Origin of the sequence: Clostridium aceticum, assembly GCF_001042715.1 — a bacterium.
Taxonomy (GTDB): domain Bacteria; phylum Bacillota; class Clostridia; order Peptostreptococcales; family Natronincolaceae; genus Andreesenella; species Andreesenella acetica.
In genome coordinates, this window is the sequence record NZ_CP009687.1 from 862690 (window position 1) to 875783 (window position 13094).

At 36.6% G+C, this 13094-nt stretch carries 14 protein-coding genes and 1 riboswitch; of the genes, 9 read left to right on the top strand and 5 right to left on the bottom strand.

What is annotated here, in order from left to right; genetic code table 11:
• Positions 1-4 precede the first annotated feature (4 nt).
• Together spoVAE and CACET_RS03875 are read left to right on the top strand one after the other, a co-directional pair.
• Positions 5-358, top strand: coding sequence for a stage V sporulation protein AE (spoVAE, locus tag CACET_RS03870; protein ID WP_044825786.1), 354 nt, complete (start codon positions 5-7; stop codon positions 356-358).
• A 77-nt stretch (positions 359-435) separates the two neighbouring features.
• Positions 436-642 carry a DUF1657 domain-containing protein gene (locus CACET_RS03875; RefSeq protein WP_044825787.1) on the top strand — a complete coding sequence of 69 codons (207 nt, stop codon included), beginning with the start codon at positions 436-438 and terminating at the stop codon, positions 640-642.
• 111 nt (positions 643-753) lie between these two features.
• Here the strand turns inward: CACET_RS03875 and CACET_RS03880 are convergent, their stop codons facing one another.
• Positions 754-963, bottom strand: coding sequence for an alpha/beta-type small acid-soluble spore protein (locus CACET_RS03880; RefSeq protein ID WP_044825788.1), 210 nt, complete (start codon positions 961-963; stop codon positions 754-756).
• A 191-nt stretch (positions 964-1154) separates the two neighbouring features.
• Here CACET_RS03880 and CACET_RS03885 point away from each other — a divergent pair, with 191 nt between their 5' ends.
• Positions 1155-1850, top strand: coding sequence for a 4Fe-4S double cluster binding domain-containing protein (locus CACET_RS03885; protein WP_044825789.1), 696 nt, complete (start codon positions 1155-1157; stop codon positions 1848-1850).
• Between the two features lie 17 nt (positions 1851-1867).
• Here CACET_RS03885 and CACET_RS03890 read toward each other — a convergent pair whose 3' ends face one another.
• Positions 1868-2056, bottom strand: coding sequence for a hypothetical protein (locus tag CACET_RS03890; protein ID WP_044825790.1), 189 nt, complete (start codon positions 2054-2056; stop codon positions 1868-1870).
• A 539-nt stretch (positions 2057-2595) separates the two neighbouring features.
• On the opposite strand from CACET_RS03890, the gene CACET_RS03895 reads away from it, so the two are divergent.
• From CACET_RS03895 to CACET_RS03920, 6 genes are all read left to right on the top strand, one after another.
• On the top strand, positions 2596-3120 hold the full coding sequence (locus tag CACET_RS03895; RefSeq protein WP_044825791.1) for an FmdE family protein: 525 nt from the start codon (positions 2596-2598) through the stop codon (positions 3118-3120).
• Between the two features lie 118 nt (positions 3121-3238).
• Positions 3239-3418: riboswitch (cobalamin riboswitch) on the top strand.
• A gap of 142 nt (positions 3419-3560) precedes the next feature.
• Complete coding sequence (locus tag CACET_RS03900) at positions 3561-4373, top strand: class I SAM-dependent methyltransferase (RefSeq protein WP_052661518.1); 813 nt, start codon at positions 3561-3563, stop codon at positions 4371-4373.
• A 30-nt stretch (positions 4374-4403) separates the two neighbouring features.
• The gene (locus CACET_RS03905; protein WP_044825792.1) at positions 4404-6011 is read left to right on the top strand and encodes an ABC transporter substrate-binding protein; all 1608 of its coding nucleotides are present in this window, start codon (positions 4404-4406) and stop codon (positions 6009-6011) included.
• A gap of 9 nt (positions 6012-6020) precedes the next feature.
• Complete coding sequence (locus CACET_RS03910; RefSeq protein WP_044825824.1) at positions 6021-6998, top strand: ABC transporter permease; 978 nt, start codon at positions 6021-6023, stop codon at positions 6996-6998.
• Positions 6999-7856, top strand: a complete 858-nt coding sequence (locus CACET_RS03915; RefSeq protein WP_044825793.1) for an ABC transporter permease — start codon at positions 6999-7001, stop codon at positions 7854-7856. It begins immediately after the preceding gene.
• Positions 7831-9546 (top strand): ABC transporter ATP-binding protein, encoded by a 1716-nt coding sequence (locus CACET_RS03920; RefSeq protein WP_044825794.1) that lies wholly within the window; start codon positions 7831-7833, stop codon positions 9544-9546. The genes CACET_RS03915 and CACET_RS03920 overlap by 26 nt, the downstream gene beginning before the upstream one ends.
• Before the next feature lie 117 nt (positions 9547-9663).
• Here the strand turns inward: CACET_RS03920 and CACET_RS03925 are convergent, their stop codons facing one another.
• From CACET_RS03925 to CACET_RS03935, 3 genes are all read right to left on the bottom strand, one after another.
• Entirely contained in the window at positions 9664-11394 is a 1731-nt protein-coding gene (locus tag CACET_RS03925) for an aldehyde ferredoxin oxidoreductase family protein (RefSeq protein ID WP_044825795.1), read from the bottom strand.
• Positions 11395-11459: 65 nt separating this feature from the next.
• The gene (locus CACET_RS03930; RefSeq protein ID WP_044825825.1) at positions 11460-12383 is read right to left on the bottom strand and encodes a Na/Pi cotransporter family protein; all 924 of its coding nucleotides are present in this window, start codon (positions 12381-12383) and stop codon (positions 11460-11462) included.
• Positions 12384-12483: 100 nt separating this feature from the next.
• Positions 12484-13035 carry a biotin transporter BioY gene (locus CACET_RS03935; RefSeq protein ID WP_044825796.1) on the bottom strand — a complete coding sequence of 184 codons (552 nt, stop codon included), beginning with the start codon at positions 13033-13035 and terminating at the stop codon, positions 12484-12486.
• Positions 13036-13094 lie beyond the last annotated feature (59 nt).

Genomic DNA, 13094 nt, shown 5'->3' on the forward strand with positions numbered 1-13094 from the left:
TACTTTGGAAAAATTTATTTGGGCCTTTATCGTGGGGGGAGGAATCTGTGTTATTGGGCAAATCGCTATGGACGTTTTTAGGTTAACTCCCGCCCATACGATGACTGGGCTAGTAGTAACAGGGGCGATATTAGGAGGCCTAGGATTGTATGAACCTTTGATCAAGTTTGCAGGAGCTGGAGCTACAGTGCCCATCAGCAGCTTTGGAAACTCTCTTTTAAAGGGTGCTATGATGGAATATGAAAGAAGTGGGATTGTAGGGGTACTGACAGGGATCTTTGAAGTTACCAGTGCTGGAATTTCGGCAGCTATTATTTTTGGATTTATTGCCGCTTTAATATTTAAACCAAAAGGTTAATTTAGACGTCCTTCTCTATAAATTTCACTATACATAGCTATCAAAATTCTATCGAATACTGAAGGGAGGTGAAAAAAATGACAGTAGGTACACAAATGCAACAAGCTATTGCGGGGATCCAAAGTGCAGCTGCCACAATGAAAACTTTTTCTTTAGAGACACAAGATCAAAACGCTAAAAAAGATTTTCAGCAGATAGCACAAGACCTAGAAAGTGCTTTAAAAACCTTAGAAAATAGGAAAAAATATATTGAAAGTCAAGAACCACAATTTAAGCAACAATAAATATCCAGACTTCACCTAACTTAAAAGGGCGGTGGAGTCTATTATATAAATAAAAAAAAGAAAAGACTAAACATTAGTTTAGTCCTTTCTTTTTTTAAAACTTATGAAGAATTACTTACCACTCATACTTCTTTCAGCTTGTTCGATTAATCTTTTTACCATATACCCGCCAACATAACCGTTTTGACGAGAAGTTAAAGTACCTTTATCTGTTGCTTCATAATTGCTTAATCCTAACTCACTAGCAATTTCAGTTTTCATCTGATTAAGAGCTTGACGTGCTTCTGGGACTACGATTCTGTTATTATTTCTTGAAGCCATATATTTCTCCTCCTCATATGATTTTAGTTTGATTTTGTTTTACAACATCTTTTGATGTTGTACTTATAATTTAACCAAATTCCTTTAGAAATATGTTTAGTAGGTTTTTGAAACTGTATATAATTATGGAAAGAAATTTTTGATGTTTTTAAAGACCTGTTTTGTTATAATAATAAAAAGGAGTGGATATTTTGGATAAGCAACAACAACTAACAACGATGCTTCTGGAGCTAGGTGCCGCCAAGGTGGGTTATGGAGAATTGGAGGATGTATTGCCCGAGGAGTTTAAACATCTCAAGAGCGGTATTTCTATAGCAGTTCGTCTATCAGACCAAGTGATTAGCGATATTGACCCTAAAAATGGTCCTACCCACACCTATTTTCATCATTATAGAACGGTAAATGCATTTATTGATCAAATAACTTTTAAAGTGACAAATCAGTTGCAACAGTGGGGATATCTAGCTATGGCAATTCCTGCTTCCCAGTCCATCAACCATGAAGGGTGGAATTATCAGGGACTATTCCAACACAGAACTGCTGCTACTAGAGCAGGCATAGGATGGATCGGAAAAAATAGCTGCCTTGTTACGGAGGAATTTGGACCTCGTGTCCGTTTGGCAACAATTTTAACCAATATGGCATTTAAATATAATGAGGCTATAACAGTATCTCAATGTGGTGAGTGCAACCTCTGTGTAGAAGGATGCCCTGCCAATGCCCTAAAGGGTAGTCTGTGGTCACCGAAGGTGCCAAGGCAGGAAATGATAGATCCTGAAGTATGCAGCAATCATATGAAAAGTCGATATAAGCATATAGGCAGAGGTGCGGTTTGCGGAATTTGTGTAAAGATATGTAAAGAAGGGAATCAAGTATTAAAGAGATAGGGTAGGAATTTCCTACCCTATGTTAACTTCCTCTTTATAGGCGTTTTTACATCTTTTCGAGTACCGTGGTCGTGCATACTTTGCAATTGGGCTTTTTGGGACTTTGCTTCTCTATGAAAGTGACGTTCTTCATACTTATAAGTCCTTGCACCATACTCTTGCATATCACCTTTGATATTGGTCCATTGGCTTTTTCTTATTGACATAAAATCACCTCATAATTAGTGTGAGTTTTTTTGTAAAAATAATAAGGAGCATTATTTGCTAACATAGGAAAACTTATGGTACTTTTACTTATTAGGAAAGTTTAAGAAAACAGTAAGAAAATTAATGATATAGAAAAAATTTACAAACCATTGACAATGTTATACAAATTTTGTATACTCTAGATAATAAAGGTAATAAATTTATAAGGATATAAATATATAAGAAAATAGCTAAAATAATCAGTCATGAAGACTGTTTTGGCCATGAAGGCTAGTGTATATCTTACTAGTTTTTATGGCTTTATTTATATAATATAAAAGAATAAATATAAAACTATTTATAATTCATAGGCGTTAACTTAATACAATTATCACCAAATTTCTCTCTAAATGTCATCCTGAGCATAGCGAAGGATCTTGTAATAACGAGGAACTTTGCTAATACGTAAGATCCTTCGACTCCGCTTTGCTCCCCTCAGGATGACAAATTATGGTTTAAGTGAACGCTAATGATTTATATTTTAAAGGAGATGAATAAAATGGAACAAACCTTATGGAAAAAATGTGTAGAATTTCACGGGCATGAGTGTCCAGGGCTGGCTATTGGATATAAAGCCAGTGAAGCAGCTAAGGAAAAGCTAGGGATTGATTTTTCTAGGGATGAAGATTTAGTTTGTGTTACGGAAAATGACGCTTGTGGGGTAGATGCTATTCAATTCCTGTTAGGCTGTAGCTTTGGTAAAGGAAATTTAATTTATAGAGGAACAGGAAAACAAGCCTTTAGCTTTTTTAATCGCACTACCAACCAAAGTATACGCTTGGTATTAAAACCCTCACAAGGAAAAATGGAGCGAGAAGAAAGACAAGCATACTTATTAAATGCGCCAGTGGAAGAAATATTTGAATTTAAAACCCCTAATTTTGAGCTACCTGAAAGGGCTAGAATTTTTACAACGATTGTCTGCGAAAGCTGTGGTGAAGGAGCTCCCGAGCATAAAATACGTTTGATGGAGGGTCAAAAAGTTTGCTTAGATTGCTTTAAAGATTATTCTAGAGAATTATAAAGACAGTTATTATTTCTCTCTAAAGGAAATAATTTTCTTTGAGTAAAACCTTAATGATCATTATTGACAAATTTTTCAAGTCTACTATAATAGAAATTAAGCGATATATTTTGAAAAATACTATATAAAAACATAAGGTGCCTTTGAAAGAAGGTGAAAAGGGAAAGTGGTGAAAAACCACTACAGCCCCCGCTACTGTAATTGGTGACGAAATCTGATAATACCATTGGGAAACCGAGAAGGTCAGAAAGTAGGAGGAACCATGAGTCAGGAAACCTGCCTTGTGTAAAAAAAGCAAGCCTTCGGAGGGGAGGGATGAAAATGCCGTATAGATGTACTTTTTCACATTAACCATGAAGGTAAAGAAAAGAACAGTGAGTTCTTAGCTTATCTTTATGGTTTTTTGATTTTATGAAATATAAATAAAAAGGGTGGATCAAATGAAAGAATTAAAGGATTGGATAGAAGCTTGGCAGCCTAGTGAGCAAAATACTTCAGCCTGCACTTCTTTTTGGAATAATAGGGCGAAAAGCTATAATGAAGGCGTACCTATCGGAGAGTCAAATCATGTGATGGATTTGTTAAGAAGCAAAGGAATCCTACAAAAAACTAGTACAGTATTAGATATAGGATGTGGTCCTGGAAGGTATACCATACCTATGGCGAAGGAATGTAGGGAAGTTGTTGCCATAGATATTTCGCAGGAAATGCTGCAATATGCAAAAGATCATGCGATAAGTGCAGGGTTAGACAATATTATTTATAAACAAAGTACCTGGGAAGATATTGACTTGAAGGAATATGGATGGGAAAAGAAATTTGACGTTGTTTTGGCATCCATGACACCAGGGGTTTATAATTTTGCTACCTTCAAAAAGATGTTGGAGGCCAGTAAAGGCTATTGTTATTTAAGTGGTTTTATTCAAAGAAGCAACCAGCTTTGGGACCCGATACAGAAAGAAGTCCTGGGAGAGGACAGTAGAAAACAACAGGATGATAAAATATATTATGCCTTCAATATATTATGGCAATTAGGGTATCATCCAGAGATTTTTTATCAGGAAAGAACTTGGGAGCAGGAATGGTCTTTAGAAGAAATTCAAGAGTTATATAAACAAAGATTTGAAATCAATCATGCTGTGCAGCAGAAGGATATAGAAAAAATAGAAAAGCTTCTTGCTGCCCATCAAAAGGATGGAAAAGTAATAGAAAAAACAGAGGCTAAAACAGCTGCATTGATTTGGAAGCTTTAGAAGAAAGCATTGAAATATGGGGGGATTATTTTGAAAACAACAGACAAGAAAATAAAATTGGGAATCTTTTTCATGTGTATAGTGATGTTTTTTATGACTGCTTGCAGCTCTTCTAATGTAAGTAATGGGAAAGAAGAAAAAGAAGTTTCAGTGGAAGTGCAAGAAGAGAAAAACGATGTAATAGAGGTAATCCGTTTAGAAGGTGGTGACTGGGGATATCCTTCTCCTTATCTACACTATTCTAGAGGACCTGGAGGTTATAAAATGCAGTTGATTTTTGACGGTCTCCTTGAGAGAGATGAAAAAGGATTGATCCCTTGGATTGCTAAAGAATGGGAAGTTTCAGAGGACGGCTTGACCTATATCTTTACAATTCACGATAATATTCAATGGCACGATGGAGAAGCTTTGACGTTGGAGGATATTGAGTTTTCATTTGATTACTTTGAAAAACATCCTCCTGTTTGGAATCCAGTTGTCATGAATGGAAAACCTTTTGTGAAAAATATTGAAATCTTAGAGAACAACAAAATTAAATTTACTTTAGCAGAACAAAACGCCACCATCCTTGAAAAAATAGGTGATGTAAGAATCATTCCCAAGCATATCTGGGAAAACGTAGAGGATCCTGATAAGTTTGAAGATGAAAAGGCAGTGATCGGATGTGGTCCTTACAAATTGACAGGCTATAGTAAAGAACATGGCACCTATGAGTTTACAGCCTTTGAAAATTATTGGGGGCCAAAACAAAGGGTAGGAAAAATTCAATTTGTACCTGCAAGTGACGGTATTTTAGCCTTTGAAAATAACGAGATTGACTTGGTTGGTATAGGTACTGATTTACTGGGTCGTTATCAAAGTGATTCTCAGTTTAAGATATCTGAAGCACCGGGCTTTTGGGGATATCGTTTGCTTTTCAATATGGAGAAAAATCCTATTTTCAAAGAAAAGGAAGTGCGTCAGGCTGTTGCCTATGGTATTGATCAAGAAGAAATGATAGAAAAGGTGGCAAGAGGTGCTGCCATCCCTGGCAGTGCTGGCTATTTACCAGAACATCATATTTGGTATAACTCTAAAGTAAGAAAATATCCTTTTGATGAAGAAAAAGCTAAAGAATTGTTAGGTGAGAAAAAAGTATCCTTTGAATTGCTAACAGCTAATAGCAATGCGGAAGTAAGAATTGCAGAATTGATGAAAATCAGTTTAAATAAAATAGGTATCGAAGTAGAGATAAAAAGTGTAGATATGCAGACAAGAGATCATGCTGTAACAACTGGTGATTACGAAGTAGTGTTGACAGGCCACGGAGGTTGGGGTGGCGATGCCGATGGTTTAAGAGCAAGGTATGCTTCTGAGGTAAGGGTCAGTGGATCTCCTTCTGCTAATATTATTCGTGGTTATGAAAATCAACAGATTAAAGCACTGGCTGAAGAACAGTTAAGAGAGATGGATACTAGCAAGAGAAAAGAAAAGATCTTTACATTACAGGAAATCATTGCAGAAGAAATTCCTATGATTCCTATCTATAACACCACTGGTTATAGTGTTTATCGACCAGAAACCTATGATGGATGGATGTACATGTTTGACCATCATAGTCTTGAACATAGTAAATTGTCCTATTTAGAAAGAAAGTAGATGTTGTTTATGAAGAAGGTAAAAACCATAAAACTAAAACAATATGCCATTACCTTTCTATGTATTATAACCCTAAATTTTTTTATCCCCAGGCTAATGCCTGGGGACCCCTTTACATTTTTATCATCAGAGGAAGGGCAGGTAAACACCACCTTCTCCTATGAAGATATTGAAAGATATAAGGCTTACTATGGTTTAGATCAGCCTTTAAGAAAACAATATATTAGCTATATTACTAATATGTTGAAGGGGGATTTAGGCTATAGTATTTTTTATAAGGAAAAAGTATTGACCATTATTATAAATCGTATCTTTTGGACTTTATCTTTAGTAGTGGCAGCAATTTTTTTCAGTTCTTTAATAGGCATTATTTTAGGTAGTTTATCAGCTTATTTAAAGAATAGTTTTCTTGATAAATTTTTGTACTTTTTCTTTATTACTTTGTCAGAAATCCCTTCCTTTTTAGTAGCTTTATTGCTTTTATTTTATTTTGCAGCTCATTTGAGGCTTTTTCCTCTATCGGGGGGAGCCAGCCATTTTACCGAGTTTTCTTCTGCTGGAGAAAAATTTTATGATATCCTACATCATGCTATATTGCCAATCGTTGCTTTAACTATCACGAGAGCAGGGGTTTTTTATCTATTGACACGAAATAGTATGATTCATATATTAGAGAAGGATTATATGCGAACTGCTAGGGGAAAAGGTTTAAAGAAAACAAGAATTCTTTTTTTGCATGGTCTTAAGAATGCTATACCTCCAGTGGTTACTAGAATTTTCCTGAGTTTAGGTTCTATTTTAGGAGGAGCCGTTTTGGTGGAAAATGTATTTAAATATCCTGGAATTGGCAGTCTGATGAGACAAGCGGTATTTTTTAGGGATTATCCCTTAATACAGGGGATATTTTTAGTAATGACTATACTGGTTTTGACCATGAACTTTACAGCGGAAATTGTTTATAAAAAACTGGATCCTAGGGTGAATTAAATGAAAAAAATAATCACGAGAATGAAGCAAATTTCTTTTATAGGTAAGCTATCTATAGGTATCATCATGTTTTTTCTAATTTTAGCTATTTTAGGGTCTTTTTTATCTCCTCACCCTTATCACCTGCCTTCTGGTGCTCCCCTAGAGTCTCCCTCTAAAGTTCATTGGATGGGGACAGATGATCTAGGAATAGATCTTTGGGCACAGATTTGTTTTGGTGCTAGGGTTAGTTTGCTGGTGGGATTTTCAACAGCATTGCTTGCAGTAGGTTTGGGTGGACTGTTGGGGATTTTAGCAGCTTATTACGGAGGGAAAATAGATGGATGTATTATGGGGGTTACAGATCTAATGATTGTTATCCCAGAATTACCAATGATGATTGTCTTGGGTGCTTTCTTTGGACCAAGTCTAAGAAATATTATTCTTGTACTTACGCTGTTTTCTTGGACGACACCTGCTAGAATTGTACGTTCCAAGATATTAACCATTAAAGAAGAAAAATATATAAAAGCAGCAGAAGGCTATGGTGCTGGCTTTTTCTATATAACCATCAAGCACTTCTTACCGCAAATTTTATCTTTGGCAATGGTAAGTTTTATTAAGCTAGTGAGTAGAGCCATCGTAGCTGAAGCAGGGCTTGCTTTTTTAGGTCTGGGAGATCCAACTTCTAAAAGCTGGGGACTGATGTTAAACCACGCTATGGCTTTTAGAGGCATCTACTTCACAGATTTTTGGAAGTGGTGGGTGTTATTTCCTCTGATTTGCATCCTTATGCTGGTACTAGCAGTTTCTTTTATAGGCAAAGAAATAGAAAGAAAGAGGGTGGATGATTATGGAAAACAAAGTATTACAGGTTGAAGATCTAGCAGTTTGCTACAGTCAAGGCGGGATTCCTGCTGTAAAGAAAGCTTCATTTGCTGTTGAGCAGGGTAGCACCTTAGGGATTATAGGGGAGTCTGGCAGTGGTAAAACAACCATAGCTATGGCAATTATGGGGCTATTAGAAAAGAATACTGCTATCGAAGGAAAAATTTATTATAAAGAAATAGAAATCAGTGCTTTGTCAGAAAAAGAAAGAAATAGATATAGGTGGAAAAATATTGCTATTGTTTATCAAAATCATCTGGATATACTAAACCCTGTTTTAACTATTTATGAACAAATAGCTGAAGGTTTAAGACAGCATACTAACTTTGTTGAAAAGGAAATAGAAAAGAAAATAAAGGAACTATGTCTTATGGTGAGCTTAGAGGAAAGATGGTTAACCCACTATCCTCATCAGCTTTCTGGAGGTATGCGACAGAAGGTTTTGATTGCTATGGCACTATGTTGTGATCCTGAGGTATTGATTGTTGATGAACCCACAACTGCACTAGACGCTGCTACTAGAGAAGAAATTATAGATCTACTCTATAAACTACAAAAACAAAAAAAAATCACTATGCTGCTCATATCTCATGATATGTATGTAATCAAAAGGTTAAGTACTAGGGCTTTAGTGATGTATAGCGGTAAGATTCTAGAGGAGGGATTTACAAAGGATGTTATGGAAAATCCTCTGCACACCTATACAAGGGGACTTCTCAACGCCTCGCTGGACATTAATCCTTACCAAGATCTGTGGGGTATACCGGGAGAAGATATAGAGGATAAAAAAGAAGGATGTGTCTTTTATCATAGATGTATACAAAAATCTGAGGGTTGTCAATTTACTGCCCCAACCTTAGAATATACTTCCTTAGAAAGAAGGGTAGCCTGCAATCGTGGGGGAATTATCACACTTTTAGAAGGGAAAAACATTAGTAAAAGCTATGTTTATAAAAATCAAGTGACAAATGCCTGTAAAAACTGTCATATTAAAATCCGTTCTGGAGAAATTGTGGCTTTGATCGGTCAATCTGGATCTGGAAAAACTACCTTAGCCTCCATCTTAAGTGGTTTGCTGAAGGAAGATGCTGGTGAAGTTTTTTTTGAAGGGAAGTTTGTAAAAGGAAATAATTTTACTAAAATAAAGAACGGAATACAGATGGTTTTTCAAGATCCTTTTTCAGCCACCAATGAAAGTTTTACTATAGAAGAAATCGTCCGAGAACCCTTGGATATTTTAAAGCTAGAAAAAAAAGAAGAGCGAAAGATAAAGGTAAAAAAAGTACTAGAGGAAGTACAATTACCTATATCAGAAAATTTTCTACAAAGACAGTGCAGTACTTTAAGCGGAGGACAACGACAACGACTAGCTATTGCTCGAAGCTTGATTATGGAACCTAAACTATTGATTGCTGATGAGATCAGCTCTATGTTGGACCCCTCCACCAAAGCCAATGTGTTAAGACTTCTAAAGGGTCTACAAAATACAAGGGGTTTTGCTATGCTTTATATTACCCATGATTTGATGCTGGCTAGAAAAATTGCAGATGAGGCTTATATTATGTGGCAAGGAGAGATTATTGAAAAAGGTAATGCTTTAAAAGTCTTTCACCGTCCAGAAAGTAGTTATGGAAAAGTCTTGATTGAAAAAGAATTACATAAAAATATAGACTCTTTGTAGATAGGACATAGAAAAAGTCCGATTCCTATTAAAGCATCCTCATAAGTAGGGTATACTATAGCACACCCTACTTATGAGATGTTTAAATTACTCAGCAATACTAGAACATAAGCACAACTAAAAGTTATAAAAAGTATCCAACTCTTCTGCACCGATATCGAAGTGAATATCATGAGGTGCTAATTTTTCTTTCATCATGAAATCTGGCAAACGATCATGTTCTTTTGTAAATCCAGCTTGAACATTAAAATCTCTTTCTACTTTTAATGTTCTTTGACCTAACATAAGGGCATCTTCTACACTGAAGTTCCAACCAAAGCGTGTATTTAACAATTCAACAATCGTTGGCATAGCATCTTCATTATCTAGAATAGCAAAGGCAATAAATAAGCAAAATCCTGTTGAATCTATCAGCGTGCTGGCTATTTGTAGGTTTCTAGAAAGATCCACCTGACCCTCACGTTTTAAAGGATCTACCACGCCCCCTACTTTTAGTATGTTGGCTGTAATACAATAACCAGCAGTATGATCAGCTCCCATCGGTGTGGTAGCATAGGTCACGCCTATTCCTTTGATACTTCTTGGATCGTATGCCGGCATATGTTGCCCTTTAACCGCTGCTATTTTTGTGACGCCAAAAGCCTGTCCAGTAAAGACCGAGCCTTGACCAATGATTCTTCCAAGGGGGCTGCCTTTGCCTACTTCTGCTAATGCTTCTAAAGCTTTTTTGCCGTCTCCCCAAGGAATAACCCCTGCCTCCATTAGAATCCCTAAAGTTCCTCCTGCTTCTATTGTATCCAATCCCAAATCATTGGCTAACCAGTTTAATTCACCAATGTCATCTAAACTGGAAATTTCACAATGAGCACCAAAAGCCCAAGCAGTTTCGTACTCTATTGGAGAAATTGTTTTTCCAGAAGGTAAGGGATATTCATTAGAGCAGCCTATAACACACCCTGGCATACATCTATGGGTGGCTGAACCGCCACGGGCTTCTGCTATCTCAGCTAGTTTTTCCCCGCCAATAGCATCAGCATGTTCAAATCTTCCCTGAGCAAAGTTTTTAGTAGGTAGTCCTCCTGCTTCGTTGATAATGTTCATCAGGATATTGGTTCCATATTTCGTTAATCCTTCTCCTGTTACAGGATGGTCTTGTAGCATTGTTGTTAAGCGCTTGGCAGCTTTTTTGAAGTTTTCCTCATCGTGGATTTGGGTAGAACGTTTCTTGCTTGTTTCTACTACAATAGCCTTTAATCCTTTTGATCCCATGACCGCACCTAGTCCACCACGAGCTGCAAAACGACTAGCATTTCCTTCTGCGTCAGAAGTAGCAATACCAGCATTTGTCATCAGCATTTCTCCTGATGGGCCAATACAGCAGACAGCCGCTTTTTCACCATACTTCTGTCTTAAAACATCTGTAGTCTCGTAACAACCTTTTCCCTTCAGCTCAGGGCAAGTTTGTAATTTTACACCTTCATCATTTACAATTAAAACATGTAGGTCTACCTCCAAAGGTAATCCCTCTATAACGATTGCTCGGATACCTAAATTGGCCATCTTTTGACCGACTACCCCTCCAGCATTTGCTTCCTTAATTCCTTTTGTCAAAGGACTTTTACCCCCAACAGAAAGCCTGCCAGAAGAAGGCGCCATCGTTCCTGTTAGTAAGCCTGGAGAGAATATCAGCTTGTTTTCTTCTCCTAAGGGATTACAAGTAGGTCTTACCTCTTCATATACAATTTGAGAGGTAAGACCCCTGCCCCCTAGGTGAGTAAATCTTTCGTCAAGGTCCTTGACGGTGATCTCTTTTGTTCCCATATTTACTCGAATAATTTTATCTGCCATGACTACACCACCTATCTTTACTTTAATCTCCTTTATTTTTTGTAAATATTAGAAATATATGTATCTTATTCTTTTATAATTATGTTGGATAATTTTACAAAAAGTGAAATAAATGGAATAAACACAATTGTAGAAAAAATGTTAAATAAGCTGTGGGCATGGGCAATCTGTCTAGCGGCATTAGTAGGAGCAGTGGTCTGAGAAATACCACATAAAACCCCCATAAAAGGGAAAAAAATTAAAACCCCTAGAAGATTAAAAAGAAGATGAATAAAGGCGGCTCGTTTTCCTATAACAGTGAGATGAATGCTGGATAGTAGTGTAGTAACACAGGTACCGATATTTTGTCCAAGTAAGATAGCAACAGCAGCCGATAAAGAAATAAGCTTATTAGCAGCCAAAGACTGCAATATAGCTACACCAGTACTGCTGCTTTGAATAATAGCTGTTGTACAAAAACCCATAATTATACCTAAAATTGGACGTTGACCAAATGTTATAAGAATCTCTTGAAATCTTGTAAGCTGTTGAAGAGGATGAAGACCTTTACTTAGCAAGTCTATTCCTATAAAAATAAGACTAAAACCCAGGAGCGTTTCTCCCATAAAGCGTAATTTTTTGTTGGTTTTATGAAAAGAGAGAAGTAAACCTATTAATAGAGGCAAAAAAATGTACTTGCTTGGTTGAAAAGCAATAAGTTGTGCAGTAACAGTAGTACCGATATTTGCCCCCATAATAATAGAGGTAGCCTGATAAAGGGTCAGCAACTGAGCCTCTACCAATCCCACCACAATAATGGTGGTGCCACTGCTGGACTGCAAGAGGGCTGTGACAATCATACCGATTAAGATACCTAGAATAGGATGAAGTCCTAAACCTGTGATCATGTGCTTTAATCGGCTAGAAGTAACTTGACGTAGACCCTCTGTTAAAAACTTCATTCCTAGTAAAAACAAACCTAAACCAGTAGAAACACCTGATAAAACCATAAACAAGCAAATCACCCCCACTTTAAATACCTTTTTAAAAAGTATATAAAACTGGAGGCTTTTTAGAAGATAAAAGATAGTTTTTCAATAAAACTTTTTACTATACTGTTATAACCCTTCCAATACGCTGATTTAGCTTTATAGCCAACGGTGTAGCAATAAGCACCTTAAGTAAATCACCAGGAATAAATAATAAAGCGCCTACCTGAAAGGCTTGGGCAAGTCCCATGCCAGTAACAATACTTAACCATGTTATACCAAAAGCATAAATAACAATGATCCCCCCTAGAATATTAACTACACCTAAACGCAGCCAATGGGTACCACTTCCTCGCAGATGTGCGATTACTGCAATAGCGATGGGGTAGCTGATAATATAGCCACCACTGCTTCCTACTAAAACACTGATTCCTGCTCTGCCGCCAGCAAAGACAGGAGCCCCTATAGCACCTAAAAGAATATAGACAATGCCACTCAAAAAACCTTGCTTTATTGTTAAAACGCTGCCTGCCAGCATCACTACTAGGGTTTGAGCTGTGATAGGCACCTCAGAAAAAGGTGTAGGAATAGAAATATAGCTAGATATACCGATTAAAGCTGAAAAAATAGCAACATAAGTAAGATCCTTCACTGTAATTTTTTGTTTTGACATAAAAACCCTCCTAAAGATAAATTTTGTTATTATAGAAGAAATATAAAATTATTATAATC

Coding starts and splice junctions, on each gene's coding strand:
- CACET_RS03875 (WP_044825787.1), top strand. CDS start 436: ATGACAGTAGGTACACAAATGCAACAAGCTATTGCGGGGATCCAAAGT.
- CACET_RS03880 (WP_044825788.1), bottom strand. CDS start 963: ATGGCTTCAAGAAATAATAACAGAATCGTAGTCCCAGAAGCACGTCAA.
- CACET_RS03890 (WP_044825790.1), bottom strand. CDS start 2,056: ATGTCAATAAGAAAAAGCCAATGGACCAATATCAAAGGTGATATGCAA.
- CACET_RS03895 (WP_044825791.1), top strand. CDS start 2,596: ATGGAACAAACCTTATGGAAAAAATGTGTAGAATTTCACGGGCATGAG.
- CACET_RS03900 (WP_052661518.1), top strand. CDS start 3,561: ATGAAAGAATTAAAGGATTGGATAGAAGCTTGGCAGCCTAGTGAGCAA.
- CACET_RS03910 (WP_044825824.1), top strand. CDS start 6,021: ATGAAGAAGGTAAAAACCATAAAACTAAAACAATATGCCATTACCTTT.
- CACET_RS03915 (WP_044825793.1), top strand. CDS start 6,999: ATGAAAAAAATAATCACGAGAATGAAGCAAATTTCTTTTATAGGTAAG.
- CACET_RS03920 (WP_044825794.1), top strand. CDS start 7,831: ATGGAAAACAAAGTATTACAGGTTGAAGATCTAGCAGTTTGCTACAGT.
- CACET_RS03925 (WP_044825795.1), bottom strand. CDS start 11,394: ATGGCAGATAAAATTATTCGAGTAAATATGGGAACAAAAGAGATCACC.
- CACET_RS03930 (WP_044825825.1), bottom strand. CDS start 12,383: ATGGTTTTATCAGGTGTTTCTACTGGTTTAGGTTTGTTTTTACTAGGA.
- CACET_RS03935 (WP_044825796.1), bottom strand. CDS start 13,035: ATGTCAAAACAAAAAATTACAGTGAAGGATCTTACTTATGTTGCTATT.